The organism is Sulfurisoma sediminicola, from assembly GCF_003865015.1.
GTDB classification, from domain to species: Bacteria; Pseudomonadota; Gammaproteobacteria; order Burkholderiales; family Rhodocyclaceae; genus Sulfurisoma; species Sulfurisoma sediminicola.
Genome location: NZ_BHVV01000006.1, coordinates 416,753 through 431,284, shown reverse-complemented (window position 1 = coordinate 431,284; position 14,532 = coordinate 416,753). Strand labels below are relative to the sequence as shown.

Here is a 14,532-nt window from a genome sequence, read left to right as displayed (position 1 = left end):
GCCATGGTCAGTCGCAGAGAGTCGGCGTTGGCGCCACGGCGGCCATTCGCTGGGCGATCTTCTCGGGCAGACGCTCACGCGCGGCTTCGGCCGCACGCTGCAGCGCGCAGCGGAAGGCGAACGCATCGGCCGAACCATGGCTCTTGAAGACGATGCCCTTGAGGCCGAGCAGGCCGGCGCCGTTGTAGGCGCGATGGTCGAAGCGGCGTTTGAAGGCCTTGATCACCGGCAGTGCCGCCAGGGCGGAAAGCTTGGTGAAAATATTGCGCGAAAACTCCTGCTTGAGGGCCCCATAGATCATCTGGGCGAGGCCTTCGGAGGACTTGAGCAAAACGTTGCCGACGAAACCGTCGCACACCACGACATCCGTGGTGCCCTTCCAGATGTCGGTACCCTCGACGTTGCCGTAGAAGTTGAGATCGCTGATCCTGAGCAGGTCGGCCGCACGCTTGACCACCTCGTTGCCCTTGATGTCTTCTTCGCCGATGTTGAGCAGGCCGATCGAGGGGCGCTCCTTGTGTTCCAGCGCGGAAACCAGCAACGAGCCCATGATGCCGAACTGCTGCAGGTGCTCGGGCTGACAATCGACATTGGCGCCGAGGTCGAGCACATAGGTGTGCCCCTTGGACGTGGGCAGGATTCCGGCGATGGCCGGGCGGTCGATGCCCGGCAGGGTCTTGAGGACGAAACGCGAAATCGCCATCAACGCGCCGGTGTTGCCGGCGGATAGACCGGCATCGGCCGTGCCGTCCTTGACCAGATCGGCCATGACGCGCATCGACGAGTCCTTCTTGTTGCGCAGTGCGGTCGCGACCGCCTCGTCCATGCCGACGACCTCGCTGGCATGGTGGAGGCGGAGGCGTTCGCCGAATTCCTGCCCGACTTCGACCAGCAAGGGACGCAAATCGTCCTCGCGCCCGACCATGATGGCGGCGCAGTCGCTCTCGCGACGCAGGAAATCGAATACGGCGGACACGGTGACCGACGGGCCGTGATCTCCGCCCATGGCGTCCACCGCGATGGTAATTGCCATCGTAGGGAAGTGTGCTCGTGAAAACGGCCGGCGCGCCAGGATGGCTCCGCCGGCCGTTTTCGAAAGACTTACTCGCCCTTGGTCTTGAGAACCTTCTTGCCGCGGTAGACACCCGTCGGCGAGATGTGGTGACGCAGGTGAACCTCGCCCGTGGTCGGCTCGACGGCCAGCGGCGGGTTGGTCAGAAAGTCATGGGCGCGATGCATGCCGCGCTTGGAGGGAGACTTCTTGTTCTGTTGGACGGCCATTTCACTACTCCTTGCTTCTCTATTACTGTTTCAATTTCGCCAGCACCGCGAACGGCGAAGGCTCGTGTTCATCTTTCATTGCCACCGGCGGCTCGCACACATCGTGCCTCGGCACGATCGGCAAGGCCAGCAGCACCTCGTCCTCGATCAGCGCCAGCACCGACTGCTCGCGGCTCGCCTCGATGGCGTCCCACTCATCATCCAGCTCGTCGCCCGCAACTTCGTCATCGTCCTCGACAACGTCATCCGGCAACATCTCGCCCGGATCCAGCAGCAGCAGACGGCTCACCACGCGCAGCGGGAAGTCCATCACCTGCAGACAGCGCTGGCAGCGAAATTTCATGCTGCCGGCCACTTCCAGTTCCAGCCCGGGCTTTCCGTCCTGCCGCTGCTCGCCTGGCAAACCGCGCAACGTGCAATTCAAAGAACCCACCGGCTCGACCACGACATCGGCGAGGCGGTCCAACGCGGCAACCGCCACCACTCCGCTTATCTCACGGCCCTGGCGGGAAAACTCCAGGCTGTCGATGACCGCTGCGCTGAGGTCGGTCGGGCCGCTTTTCGTCTGACTCTTCTGGCTCGACATAAACGGCGAATGTTATCATGCCGCCCCTTTGCCAGTCAAAACAAACGCATGCCGCCCAAACTTGTCCTGGCCTCGACCTCGCCCTACCGCCGAGAACTTCTCGGCCGCCTGCAAATGCCCTTCGAGGCGGTCGCCCCGGAAACCGACGAAACGGCCCTGCCGGGCGAATCGCCCGTCGCCACCGCCCAGCGCCTGGCCGAAGCCAAGGCACGCGCCGTCGCGGGCCGCTTTCCCGACGCCCTGATCATCGGTTCCGACCAGGTCGCCTATGTGGCGGGCGGCTCGCAGCGCTTCGGCAAGCCGGGAACGCGAGAGAATGCCATCGTCCAGTTGCGCTCGATGAGCGGAAAAGCGGTGGTTTTCCATACCGGCTTGTGCTTGCTCAATGCCGCCACCGGCCGGACCCACATTCGCGGGATCCCGACCGAAGTGCGCTTCCGCGAACTGTCGGACGCCGAAATCCACCGCTATGTGGACAAGGAAGACGCCCTGAACTGTGCCGGCTCGGCGCGGTCCGAGGGCTTGGGCATCGCGCTGCTCGAATACCTGCGCGGCGACGACCCCAACGCCCTGGTCGGCCTGCCGCTGATCGCGCTGGCCGAGATGCTGAGGGCCGAGGGCGTCGAGTTGCCCTGACTCTGCCCCGATGGCGGCGACGCTCTACCTGATTCCGGTCGCCCTCGGCGATTCCCCCTGGCCGCACTACCTGCCCCAGGCCAGCCGCGACATCGCCTGCACCCTGCGCCACTTCGCGGTCGAGAATGCCAAGAGCGCCCGCGCCGAGCTCAAGCGCCTCGACCACCCCCTGCCCTTGCGCGAACTTTCAATCGAGCAAATCCCGGAAAAGCCGGCCGCCGCCGACGTCGAGCGCCTGCTGGCGCCGCTGCGCGCGGGCCACGACCTGGGTGTGATGTCGGAAGCCGGCTGTCCCGGCGTCGCCGACCCCGGCGCGCTGCTGGTCCGGCGCGCGCATGAACTCGGCATTTTCGTGCGACCGCTGGTCGGTCCCTCCTCACTGCTGCTGGCCCTGATGGCTTCGGGCCTCGACGGCCAGCGCTTCGCCTTCCACGGCTACCTGCCGGCGCGCGAACCCGAGCGCAGCCGTCGCATCGCGGAACTGGAACGGGAATCGCAGAAGAATACCCAGACGCAACTATTCATCGAAACACCCTACCGCAACGCGGCGCTGTTCGATGCCCTGCTGACGGCCTGCCGGCCGCAGACGTTGCTCTGCGTGGCCAGTGACCTTTCCCTGCCGACGGAGACGGTTGCCACGCGCCGCGTGGCGGACTGGCGTCGGGCACAGCGGCCGGACCTCGACAAGCGTCCGACCGTGTTTCTGTTGCTCAGCGCAGGCTAAACCTCGTCACCACGCTGGCCGCGCCCTCGGCCATGTTGGCGCCGAAGCGCTTGGCGAACTTCTCGGCGAAGTTGGACTTGACCGTGTAGTCGCGGATGTCCTCGGCCTTGAGCACGTCGCGCGCCACCGACTCGAGCGTGCCGTAGCCGTCGGCCAGGCCGAGTTCGATGCTCTTGGCGCCGGTCCACATCAGACCCGAGTACATGTCCGGCGTCTCCTTGAGGCGCTTGCCGCGCCCCTTGCGCACAACATCGATGAACTGGCGGTGGATGTCGTCGAGCATTTCCTGGGCATGCGCCTTGTGCTCGGCATTCTGCGGCGAGAAGGGATCGAGGAAGCCCTTGTTCTGGCCGGCGGTCAGAAGCCTCCGCTCGACGCCGAGCTTGTCCATGGTGCCGGTGAAGCCGAAACCGTCCATGAGCACGCCGATCGAGCCGACGATGCTGGCCTTGTCGACGAAGATCTTGTCGGCGGAGGCCGCGATGTAGTAGCCGCCCGAGGCGCAGACGTCCTCGACCACGGCGTAGAGCGGTACTTCCGGATGCTTCGCGCGCAGGCGGCGGATCTCGTCGTTGATCATGCCGGCCTGGACCGGACTGCCGCCGGGACTGTTGATGCGCAGCACCACGCCGGCGGTGTGCTTGGACTTGAAGGCCCCCTGCAGTGCCGAAATCACGTTCTCGGCATTTGCGTCACCCTTGGCCTGGATGACGCCGCTGACATCGACCAGCGCGGTGGTCTTCTTGCCATCGGCGATGTCTGCCGACTCACCCCAGTCCACGGCGAAGAAAAGCAGCGCACTCAGGTAGCCGAAGCCGAGCAGCTTGAAGAAAATGCCCCAACGGCGGGCACGCCGCTGCTCGGCGATGCCTTCGAGGGCGATTTTCTCGATGATCTGACGTTCCCAGTTGGGCTGATTCGAATCCGACACATTCATCCTTCCAGCAAATACACCGATCCGCCGCGTTCGCTCACCTCCAGCGGAACCAAGCCGCGGCCATTGCAGCGACCGCCGACGCAATGACCCGTCTCCGGATCATAGAGCGCGCCGTGAGTGGCGCAGATCAAGTATAAACCGCCGCTTTCGAAGAACTGGCCGTGCTGCCAGTCCAATTCGACCGGAATGTGGCCGCAGCGATTCAGGTAGGCATGCACGCGGCCGCGAAAGCGCACCGCAAATGCGGCAACCGGCGCTTCCGCCGCATCACCGGCGACTTCGCAGCGGATGCCGGGGCCGCCATCGACGAGATCGTCGCTGGCGCAGATCAGGCGTTCGCGCCGAGCCAACGCCGCAGATCCTCGATGCTCTCGGCCAGGTGCAGCGGCGCCTCGGCCGCCAACGCCTCGGGCGGATGGGCACCGTAAGCCACACCCACGGCCGCCGCCCCCGCATTCTTCGCCATCAACAGGTCGTGGGTGGTGTCACCGATCATCAGAGTGGCCTCCTGGGCCACGCCGAACTCTTCCATCAGTTCCTCCAGCATCTGCGGGTGGGGTTTGGAGTGGCACTCGTCGGCGCAGCGCGTGGCGTGGAACAGCAGGCCGAGACCGCTGTGCCCGAGCGCACGGTCCAGCCCCCTTCGCGACTTGCCGGTGGCGATGGCCAGCAGATGCCCGGCCTCGTTCAGGGCACGCACGAGGTTCTCGGCGCCCGCGAACAAGGTCAGATCCTGATCCTGCGCCAGGTAGTGGTAACGGTAGCGCTCGGCCAGTTCGTGGTGCCGCTCGTCCTCGAGTTCGGGCAGGGCGTGGCGCAGCGCCTCGCCGAGACCCAGGCCGATGACGTGGCGCGCCCGTTCCTCCGGCGGCGGCGCCAGGCCGAGGTCGCGCGCGGCGGCCTGGATGCAGGCGACGATGGCGCCAGCCGAATCCATCAGCGTACCATCCCAGTCGAAGACGATCAGTTCAAAGCGTTTGGCCATAATCCCTGGCTTCGTTGGCATCCAGCCGTTTCAGGAAATCCCGCAGATCCGGCGGCAGCGGCGCCTCGAGCTCCAGCAGTTCGCCTGTCAGCGGATGAGCCAGTTTCAGCTTCGCCGCATGGAGGAACATGCGTTTGAGGCCGGCCTTTTGCAAGTCCTTGTTGAGGGCAAAGTCGCCGTACTTGTCGTCGCCGGCCAGCGGAAAGCCCAGATGGGCGAGGTGGACCCGAATCTGATGGGTGCGCCCGGTCTTGAGTTCGACCTCGACCAGGCTGAAGTTCTGCCAGCGCGCCACCAGGCGGACGATGCTGTGCGCCTCCTTGCCCTCGCGCGACACGGCGACCCGGCGCTCGCCCTCCTCCGTCAGGTACTTGTGCAGCGGCAGGCGCACATGCTGGGTCGGGTTCATCCAGCGGCCCCGGACCAGCGCCAGGTAACGCTTGGCGATGTTGCCGTCGCGGAACATATCGTGGAGCCGGGTCAGCGCCGAACGCTTCTTGGCCACGATCAACAGCCCCGAGGTCTCGCGGTCGAGGCGATGGGCGAGTTCGAGCAACTTGGCCTGCGGCCGGGCACGGCGCAGTTGTTCGATCACGCCGAAGCTGACTCCGCTGCCGCCATGCACAGCAACACCGGCCGGCTTGTCGATGACCATCAGGGCCTCGTCTTCATGGGCGAGGGTGAAGTCGCGCGCCGGAACGGCGGCCGTGGCGGATTTTTCCGCCACCCGGATCGGCGGCACCCGCACGACGTCGCCCTCGTGCACCCGGTAATCGGCCGAAATCCGGCCCTTGTTCACCCGGACCTCGCCGCTGCGCAGGATGCGATAGACGTGGCTCTTCGGCACCCCCTTGGCCAGGCGCAGCAGAAAGTTGTCGATACGCTGCCCGGCAGACTCCTCCCCGACTTCGAGCAGCGTCGCCGAATCTTTGCTTAACTCATTCATTTTCAACTATACTGGGTCCCGGTTTGCCGTCCCGCGACGGCGTGCCCGGCGGCCCGAAGCGGCGCCGGTGGCGTCATCCCGGGACGTTGTCTTTACCGCACAGCCTGTTCCGACAGGTCTCCTGCGGAGGACATTGGACGGAAAAATCGGCTTGATTCCTATCGCCGCCCCTCCAGCAACCCAAAAGGGTATCTCGCTCGCCCAAAGAAGCGATGTTACTTGATTGCGCGCAATTGCAGAAAACCGCGTGGCGCCGCACCCCGTCACTACAGGGTGCGACGCCACCTGAAACGACACGCCTGACAACCGGTTGCATCGAAACCTTCAAACCGATGGCTTCATTCACTCCAACCTGATCGAGTCCGCCGCCCACACCTGATTGGTGAGGCGGCGTGCAGTGTGTCGTGCCCTGCGTTGCGCGCGGGAGCACACATGAAACGCATGCTGTTCAATGCGACGCAAGCCGAGGAACTCCGCGTCGCGATCGTCGATGGTCAGAAACTGATCGACCTCGACATCGAATCGGCCTCGAAGGAACAACGCAAGAGCAACATCTACAAGGCGGTCATCACCCGCATCGAGCCCAGCCTCGAAGCCGCCTTCGTCGATTACGGCGCCGAGCGCCACGGCTTCCTGCCGTTCAAGGAAATCTCCCGCAACTACTTCAAACCGGGTGTCGACGCCGGCAAGGCGCGCATCCAGGACGTCCTCAGCAACGGCCAGGAACTCATCGTCCAGGTCGAAAAGGACGAGCGCGGCAACAAGGGCGCGGCGCTGACCACCTACGTCAGCCTCGCCGGCCGCTACCTGGTGCTGATGCCCAACAACCCCCGCGGCGGCGGCGTCTCGCGCCGTGTCGAGGGCGAGGAACGGCAGGAACTGCGCGAGGTCATGGACCAGCTCGACGTGCCCAACGGCATGAGCCTCATTGCCCGCACCGCCGGCATCGGCCGCGGCGCCGAGGAACTGCAGTGGGACCTCAACTACCTGATGCAGCTGTGGAACGCCATCGAGGGCGCGGCCAAAGGCCAGAGCGGCGCCTTCCTGATCTACCAGGAATCGAGCCTGGTCATCCGCGCCATCCGCGACTACTACCACGCCGAAATCGGCGAGATCCTGATCGACACCGACGACGTCTTCGAACAGGCGCAGCAGTTCATGGCCCACGTGATGCCGGGCAACGTCGCCCGCGTCAAGCGCTACCGCGACGACGTGCCGCTGTTCTCGCGCTTCCAGATCGAACACCAGATCGAGTCCGCCTACTCGCGGCAGGTCACCCTGCCCTCGGGCGGCGCCATCGTCATCGACCACACCGAGGCCCTGGTCTCGGTGGACGTCAACTCCGGCCGCGCCACCAAGGGTTCGGACATCGAGGAGACCGCCTTCCGCACCAACTGCGAAGCCGCCGACGAAATCGCCCGCCAGCTGCGACTGCGCGACCTCGGCGGCCTCATCGTCATCGACTTCATCGACATGGAATCGTCGAAGAACCAGCGTGAAGTCGAGAACCGCCTGCGCGATGCCCTCCACTTCGACCGCGCCCGCGTCCAGACCGGCAAGATCTCGCGCTTCGGTCTGCTCGAACTGTCGCGCCAGCGCCTGCGTCCGGCCTTGGCCGAAACCAGCTACATCACCTGCCCACGCTGCACCGGCACCGGCCACATCCGCTCGACCGAATCCGCCGCGCTGCACATCCTGCGCATCCTCGAAGAGGAGTCGATGAAGGAAAACACCGGTGCCCTGCACTGCCAGGTGCCCGTCGACGTAGCCACCTTCCTCCTCAACGAGAAGCGCGTCGATATCGCCAAGATCGAGGTGCGCCACCGCATCAACCTGGTGATCGTGCCCAACCGTCATCTCGAGACGCCGCAGCACGAGATCGTGCGCCTGCGCCACGACCAGTTGAACCAGGAAGGCGTCGCGCTGGCCAGCTACCAGATGGTCGAGAAGGCCGAAAAGATCGCCGAGGAATCCGCCTACCAGCCGCCGTCCGCCCAGAACGAAGCCAAGCCCGGGCGGCAGGAAGCCGCGGTCAAGGGCATCACGCCCGACCAGCCCGCGCCGATCGTCGAGCCCAAGGCGGCGCAAGCGGCTGCACCGGCCAAGGCCGAGCCCGGTTTCATCGCTCGCATCCTGTCCTTCTTCGGTGGCAGCAAGCCCGCCGAACCCGCCGCCGAGCCCAAGGCCGCGGAAAAGCCGGCCCGCCGCGAGCGCGGCGAACGTGGCGACCGCGACCGCAATGGCCGTGATCGGGGCGGCCGTGGCCGCCGCGAGGGTCGCGACAATCGCGAAGGGCGGGAGACCCGCGACGAAAAACAGCCGCGCGGCGGCGAACGCAGCGAAGGCCGTGGCCAGCAGCCGCGCCGCGAGCCGACGGCCGAAGGTACGGAAGGTCGCACCGAAGGCCAACGCGACAATCGCCGTCAGCGCGGCGAACGCAAGGAACGCGGTGAGCGCGGCGGCCAGCAGCAGCGTCCCGAGGCCGTGGCCGAAGCCGCCGTGGCCGAGAGCGCGGCCAGCCTGACGGCGCCCGGCGCCGAAGGCGCCGCGCCGCAGGGCGAAGGCCAGGGCGACAACCGCCGTCGTCGCGGTCGTGGCCGCGGTCGCAGCGAGCGTCGACCGGACGAGGTCACCGCCGGCGTGCCCGCCGAAGCCGCTGTCGCCGTAGCGGAAGCTCCTGCCGCCGTGACCGAAGCGATCGCCCCGCCGGTCGAAGTGACCGAAGTGGCCGCGCCGATGGTCGCGGAAAGCACCCAGGCCACCGTCACGCCGGAGCCGACGTTTGCGGAACCCGCCGCGGTCGAAGTCGCACCTGCGACCGTCGAAGCTGTTGCCGCCGTCGAATCCGTCACCACACCAGCGGAGCAGCCGCCACTCGTCGAAGAGACGGCGGCACCCGTCACGGTGGCTGTCATGCCGGAGGTCCCCGCGGCCGTCGACATGTCGGCCTCGCTGCAACAGGCCGGGCTGGTGTTGATCGAGACCGCCGCCGGTTCGCGTGCGGCCGAGCCCATCGTGGTGCCGCACCCGCCGCTGGGTCGCAAACCGAAACCCGTGTCCGTTGCGCCGAGCGAGCCATTGCAGATGGTCGAAACCAAGCGGGACTGATCACCGTCCCGGTCGCAGCATACGGGCACGCCGCGGCGTGCCCGTTTTATTTGCGCGGCAGACTGTCGATCAGGCCGCTCGCCGCGTCCTCGACCAGATCGAGCACACGCTCGAAACCTTCCGCGCCGCCGTAGTAGGGATCCGGCACCTCGCGCTCGCCGAATTTGCGGGAGTATTCGAGGAAGAGCCCGAGCTTGTGGCGATGTTCGGCCGGGCACGCCTGCCGCAGCAGGTCGAGATTGTCGCGGTCCATCGCCAGGATGCGGTCGAAGCGCACAAAATCGAATTCCGACACGCGCCGCGCCCGCAGGGCAGAAAGGTCGTAGCCACGCCCTGCCGCCGCCGTGCGCGCACGCTCGTCCGGCGGCTTGCCGATGTGGTAGTCATGCGTGCCGGCCGAATCGATCTCCACCTCGGGTAGCAATCCGGCCCTATCCAGAAGGGTGCGCACCACACCCTCCGCCGTGGGCGATCGGCAAATGTTGCCCATGCAGACAAACAAAACTCTTGTTTTCACTCTATTTTTCAATTAGTTCGACATTCTGAGCAACGCCTTGGACGGCATTTTCATGTGAGGTATCGTGACATACACCACCGGCGGCATCAAGGTCTCCATCTGCGCCAAAAGCACGGGGGCACGCCTGAAGGCTGAAATTTCCGTAGATGCCTTGCACTCCGATGACTATCATGCGCATCCTTAAAGATATACGCCCCCATGATTACCCTCAAGAACGTCACCTTGCGCCGCGGCGCCAAGGTGCTGCTGGACAACACCTCGGTCACCCTCAACCCCGGCGAGAAGGTGGGCCTGGTCGGCCGCAACGGCGCCGGCAAATCCACCCTGTTCGGCTTGCTCAACGGCACGCTGCATGAAGACGGGGGCGAGTGTTCGATCCCCAAACAATGGCGGATGGCCCAAGTGGCGCAGGACATGCCCGAAACCGCCCAGAGCGCGACCGATTTCGTCATCGAGGGCGATACGACGCTGTTGGCGGCCCAGGCCGAGGTGCACGCCGCCGAGGCCAGCGAGGACGGCATGCGCATGGCCCATGCCTACATGGACCACCATGACGCCGGGGCCCACGATGCCGAAGCCCGGGCCCAGGCCCTGATTCTCGGCCTGGGTTTCAAGGTGGCCGAACTGGCCAACCCGGTCAACAGCTTCTCCGGCGGCTGGCGCATGCGCCTGCAACTGGCGCGCGCCCTGATGTGCCCGTCCGACCTGCTGCTGCTCGACGAGCCCACCAACCACCTCGATCTGGACGCGCTGGTGTGGCTGGAAGCGTGGCTCAAGCGCTACGCGGGCACGCTGATCATGATCAGCCACGACCGGGAATTCCTCGACGCGATCACCCAGGTCACGCTGCACATCGACAACGCCAGGCTGCTGCGCTACGGCGGCAACTACAGCGCCTTCGAGGACATGCGCGCCGAACAACTGGCGCTGCAGCAGTCGGCCATGATCAAGCAGCAGGAAAAGATCGCCCACCTGAAAAAGTTCATCGACCGCTTCAAGGCCAAGGCGAGCAAGGCCAAGCAGGCGCAGAGCCGGGTCAAGGCGCTGGATCGGATGGAGAAGATCGCCCCCGTCCTCGCCGATGCGGAATTCAACTTCGAATTCCAGGAACCCGCCAACCTTCCCAACCCCATGCTGTCGATGATGAACGCCAGCATCGGCTACCCGCCGCTGCCGGACGCACCCGCCGGCACCCCGCCGACCGTCATCGTGCGCAACATCAACCGTTCGGTGCACGCCGGCCAGCGCATCGGCATCCTCGGCGCCAACGGCCAGGGCAAATCCACCCTGGTCAAGACCATCGCCCGCGCGCTGGAACCCATCAGCGGCGAAGTCACCGAAGGCAAGGGGCTGAATATCGGCTATTTCGCCCAGCAGGAACTCGACGTGCTGCGCCCGCAGGACACCCCGCTGGAACACATGATCCGGCTCGCCAAGGAAACCCTTGCCGCCGGACGCAGCGGCTATGTCGCCGCCCGCGAGCAGGATTTGCGCAACTACCTGGGCACCTTCAACTTCAGCAACGACATGGTCAAACAGGCCGTCGGCACCATGAGCGGCGGCGAAAAGGCGCGACTGGTGCTCTGCATGATCGTCTGGCAACGCCCCAACCTGCTGTTGCTGGACGAACCCACCAACCACCTCGACCTGTCCACCCGCGAGGCGCTCGGCATGGCGCTCAACGAATTCGAGGGCACCGTCATGCTGGTCAGCCACGACCGCGCCCTGCTGCGCGCGGTGTGCGACGAGTTCTGGCTGGTCTCGCGCGGCGGTATCGAGCCCTTCGACGGGGACCTGGATGATTACCAGCGTTATCTGCTCGACGAGGCCAAACGATCACGGGAAGCGGACGCCATTCCTCAGGAAAGGCGGGCCGCGTAGATGAATCACCGCAGACTGGTCGGCACGGCCGTCGGCGCCGTCCTGCTACTCACTGCAGGCCTGCAGGCCCTCGCCGCACCCGCCGCGCCCGACGTCGAAATCATCAAGGCCGAATTCGGCATCTTCGAGGACGACGGCTCGGATCAACTCGGATTCGGTGCGACCAGCGAAATTCCACTCACCCCCGGGCAGCCCTACGGCTGGCTGATCGAGGTCAAGACGACGAAGAAATCACTGGCGATCCGGGAAGAAATCCTGATACCACAGGACACCGTCGCCGCATCCGGCAGCAATGAAAGTGACCCGGCCATGCCGGCAATGCGCGAGTCTCTCCTGAGCCTCAACGAACGTCGCATACCGGTATCCGACGGCATGATTTTCGGTGAGCGCAGAATAAGAACGGAAGACAAGGCCGGACGCTACCGGCTGCGGGTCTATGTCGAGCGCAAGCTGACGGCGACATTTGACTACAGCGTCCTGGCGTCGGTACCTTCTTCATCACCCGAAGCAAATTCCGCGAGCAGCCCACCGCCAAAGAAAACGACGTCCGCTGGTGCAAAGAAGGCTGGAAGGAAATGGTAAGAAGCCCGCTCTGCACCTCGCGCACTTGATCTCGTGCATGCCTTTCCACCCTGGCAAGGGGTGTATATTTGGCTTCGGACTGCCCGAGACCGCATCATGCCCCTCCCTTCCCCCGCCCGCCTGTCGCCGAACCTCGCCGGTGATTTCTGGGGCGGCCTCGCGGCCATGCTGGTGGCGCTGCCCTCGGCCATCGCCTTCGGCGTCACCATCTACTCGCCGCTGGGCGGCTCCTACGCCGCTTACGGCGCGCTGGCCGGCATACTCGGCGCTACGGCGCTCGGCCTGATATCCCCGGCGCTGGGCGGCACCCAGCGTCTCATCACGGCGCCCTGCGCGCCTGCGGCCGCCGTTCTGTCGGCCTTCGCCATCGAGTTCCTGCACCAGGGCGCCGCGCTCGAAGCCACGCTGCTGATGCTGGTGATCATCGGGCTCATGGCCGGCACCCTGCAGGTGATCTTCGGCAGCGTCGGCCTCGGCCGCCTGATCAAGTACATGCCCTACCCGGTGGTCAGCGGCTACCTCTCCGGCGTCGGCCTGATCATCATCGCCAGCCAGGTGCCGAAACTCCTCGGCGTGCCGAAGGAAATCCATTTCTGGCATTCGCTGGTCGCGGCGGATGCCTGGCGCTGGCAGGGCATCGTCGTCGGCGCGATCACCATCATCGTCATGGTCGGTGCGCCGAAGGTGACGCGGCGCGTGCCGGCAGCCATTCTCGGCCTCGCCGCGGGCGTGCTGGCTTATTTCGGCCTCGGCCTGTTCGACCCGGCCCTGCTGGTGGTCGAGGGCAACCGGCTGATCGTCGGCCCCATGGGAGGTGGCGGTGGCTTCAGCGAGGCCTTCATGGGGCGTTTCCACGCCATGGCCGATATCGAGCTTTCCCAACTGCAGATGCTGCTGGTGCCGTCACTGACGCTGGCGGTGCTGCTCTCCATCGACACCTTGAAGACCTGCGTCGTGCTCGATGCGTTGACGCGCTCGCGCCACAACTCCAACCGCGAACTGGTCGCCCAGGGCCTGGGCAACATCGCCTCGGCCGTTGTCGGCGGCATCCCCGGCGCCGGCACCATGGGCGCGACGCTGGTGAACATGTCCAGCGGCGCGGCCAGCCGCGTGTCGGGCGTGATGGAAGGCGTGCTGGCGCTGGTCGCCTTCCTCGTCCTCGGCTCGCTGATCGCCTGGGTGCCGGTGGCGGCCCTGGCCGGCATCCTCATCGTCATCGGCGTGCGCATGATCGACCGCCACAGCCTGCAGCTGCTCAAATCGCACCACACCATCCTGGATTTCTTCGTCATCCTGTCGGTGGTGACGGTGGCGCTGACCGTCGGCCTGATTCCCGCCTCGGGCACCGGCATCGTGCTGGCGATCTTCCTCTTCATTCGCGAGCAGATCGGCGGCAGCATCATCCGCCGCAAGGCCTACGGCAACCAGAGCTTCTCCAAGCAGATCCGCCTGCAGGAGGAAATGGAAGTGCTCGAGCAGCGCGGCGACCAGGCGGTGATCTTCGAGCTGCAGGGCGCCCTGTTCTTCGGCACCACCGACCAGTTGTACACCATCCTCGAGCCCGAACTCAAGACGCGCAAGTACATCGTGCTCGACATGCGCCGCGTGCAGACGATCGACGTCACCGCCGCCCACATGCTCGACCAGATCCGCGACATGATGGCCGAGAAGGACGGTTTTCTCGTCTTCAGCCAGCTGCCGCAGAACCTGCCCTCCGGCCGCGACATGCAGCACTACTTCGACCAGACCGGCCTGGCGCCGTCGAAGAGCGCGGCGAGAATTTTCGGCGAACTCGACGGGGCGCAGGAGTGGATCGAGAACAGGATCCTGAAGGAAGCCGCGCTCGAACGCGCCGAGGAGAAGCCGCTCGACCTGCATGAACTGGAACTGTTCAAGGGCCGCAAGGAAGCCACGCTGGCTGCGCTCGAAGTCCACTTCGAAAAGCGCTCCTGCCGGGCCGGCGACAAGATCTTCGCCCGCGGCGATGCCGGTGACGAGTTGTTCCTGGTCCGCCGCGGATCGGTGCGCATCATGCTGCCGCTCAACGACAAGCAGGCGCGCCACATCAGCACCTTCGGCCGCGGCGACTTCTTCGGCGAAATGGCCTTCCTCGACGGCGACGCCCGTTCGGCCGACGCCATCGCCTTCACCGACGTCGACCTCTTCGTGCTCTCGCGCAAGACCTTCGAAGTCCTCGCCGACGAGCACAAGAAGGTGGCCGTGAAACTGATGGAAGGCCTTGCCAGCGTGCTTGCCGGACGCCTGCGCTACGCCAACGCCGAATTGCAGGCGCTGGAATCGTAGAAAGTCGGCACTGGCACCACGGCGGCACCGTCCCGCCATCCGCTA

The 14,532-nt window shown here is 65.6% G+C and carries 14 protein-coding genes; 6 read left to right on the top strand and 8 right to left on the bottom strand.

Features of this window, described 5'->3' with window-relative positions; genetic code table 11:
- Positions 1-7 precede the first annotated feature (7 nt).
- From plsX to EJE94_RS10945, 3 genes are all read right to left on the bottom strand, one after another.
- Entirely contained in the window at positions 8-1,033 is a 1,026-nt protein-coding gene (gene plsX, locus EJE94_RS10955) for a phosphate acyltransferase PlsX (protein WP_121241411.1), read from the bottom strand.
- A gap of 68 nt (positions 1,034-1,101) precedes the next feature.
- The gene (rpmF, locus tag EJE94_RS10950) at positions 1,102-1,281 is read right to left on the bottom strand and encodes a 50S ribosomal protein L32 (RefSeq protein WP_121241409.1); all 180 of its coding nucleotides are present in this window, start codon (positions 1,279-1,281) and stop codon (positions 1,102-1,104) included.
- A gap of 22 nt (positions 1,282-1,303) precedes the next feature.
- The gene (locus EJE94_RS10945) at positions 1,304-1,867 is read right to left on the bottom strand and encodes a YceD family protein (protein WP_121241407.1); all 564 of its coding nucleotides are present in this window, start codon (positions 1,865-1,867) and stop codon (positions 1,304-1,306) included.
- A gap of 48 nt (positions 1,868-1,915) precedes the next feature.
- On the opposite strand from EJE94_RS10945, the gene EJE94_RS10940 reads away from it, so the two are divergent.
- Positions 1,916-2,503, top strand: a complete 588-nt coding sequence (locus tag EJE94_RS10940; protein ID WP_121241406.1) for a Maf family protein — start codon at positions 1,916-1,918, stop codon at positions 2,501-2,503.
- A 10-nt stretch (positions 2,504-2,513) separates the two neighbouring features.
- Positions 2,514-3,227 (top strand): SAM-dependent methyltransferase, encoded by a 714-nt coding sequence (locus EJE94_RS10935; protein ID WP_121241403.1) that lies wholly within the window; start codon positions 2,514-2,516, stop codon positions 3,225-3,227.
- On the opposite strand, the gene EJE94_RS10930 is transcribed toward EJE94_RS10935, so the two are convergent.
- The 4 genes from EJE94_RS10930 to EJE94_RS10915 are packed head-to-tail and all read right to left on the bottom strand — an operon-like array spanning position 3,214 to position 6,095.
- Positions 3,214-4,164 (bottom strand): S49 family peptidase, encoded by a 951-nt coding sequence (locus tag EJE94_RS10930; protein WP_121241401.1) that lies wholly within the window; start codon positions 4,162-4,164, stop codon positions 3,214-3,216. The two genes, EJE94_RS10935 and EJE94_RS10930, sit on opposite strands and share 14 nt — an antisense overlap.
- The gene (locus EJE94_RS10925; RefSeq protein ID WP_121241399.1) at positions 4,161-4,514 is read right to left on the bottom strand and encodes a Rieske (2Fe-2S) protein; all 354 of its coding nucleotides are present in this window, start codon (positions 4,512-4,514) and stop codon (positions 4,161-4,163) included. The genes EJE94_RS10930 and EJE94_RS10925 overlap by 4 nt, the downstream gene beginning before the upstream one ends.
- Positions 4,493-5,149 (bottom strand): HAD-IA family hydrolase, encoded by a 657-nt coding sequence (locus EJE94_RS10920; protein ID WP_121241398.1) that lies wholly within the window; start codon positions 5,147-5,149, stop codon positions 4,493-4,495. Before EJE94_RS10920 ends, EJE94_RS10925 begins: the two co-directional genes overlap by 22 nt.
- Positions 5,133-6,095 (bottom strand): RluA family pseudouridine synthase, encoded by a 963-nt coding sequence (locus EJE94_RS10915; RefSeq protein ID WP_121241396.1) that lies wholly within the window; start codon positions 6,093-6,095, stop codon positions 5,133-5,135. The genes EJE94_RS10920 and EJE94_RS10915 overlap by 17 nt, the downstream gene beginning before the upstream one ends.
- 432 nt (positions 6,096-6,527) lie before the next feature.
- Between EJE94_RS10915 and EJE94_RS10910 the strand changes: the two genes are divergently transcribed.
- Positions 6,528-9,203: an Rne/Rng family ribonuclease gene (locus tag EJE94_RS10910; protein ID WP_121241394.1), complete on the top strand. Its 2,676-nt coding sequence runs from the start codon at positions 6,528-6,530 to the stop codon at positions 9,201-9,203.
- 46 nt (positions 9,204-9,249) lie between these two features.
- On the opposite strand, the gene EJE94_RS10905 is transcribed toward EJE94_RS10910, so the two are convergent.
- Positions 9,250-9,720, bottom strand: a complete 471-nt coding sequence (locus tag EJE94_RS10905) for a low molecular weight protein-tyrosine-phosphatase (RefSeq protein WP_306307956.1) — start codon at positions 9,718-9,720, stop codon at positions 9,250-9,252.
- 198 nt (positions 9,721-9,918) lie between these two features.
- Between EJE94_RS10905 and EJE94_RS10900 the strand changes: the two genes are divergently transcribed.
- The 3 genes from EJE94_RS10900 to EJE94_RS10890 all read left to right on the top strand — a co-directional run bounded on the left by EJE94_RS10900 (position 9,919) and on the right by EJE94_RS10890 (position 14,487).
- The gene (locus tag EJE94_RS10900) at positions 9,919-11,601 is read left to right on the top strand and encodes an ABC-F family ATP-binding cassette domain-containing protein (RefSeq protein ID WP_121241390.1); all 1,683 of its coding nucleotides are present in this window, start codon (positions 9,919-9,921) and stop codon (positions 11,599-11,601) included.
- Positions 11,602-12,183 (top strand): PM0630 family protein, encoded by a 582-nt coding sequence (locus EJE94_RS10895; RefSeq protein WP_121241388.1) that lies wholly within the window; start codon positions 11,602-11,604, stop codon positions 12,181-12,183.
- Between the two features lie 96 nt (positions 12,184-12,279).
- Positions 12,280-14,487 (top strand): SLC26A/SulP transporter family protein, encoded by a 2,208-nt coding sequence (locus EJE94_RS10890; RefSeq protein ID WP_121241386.1) that lies wholly within the window; start codon positions 12,280-12,282, stop codon positions 14,485-14,487.
- Positions 14,488-14,532: the final 45 nt, after the last annotated feature.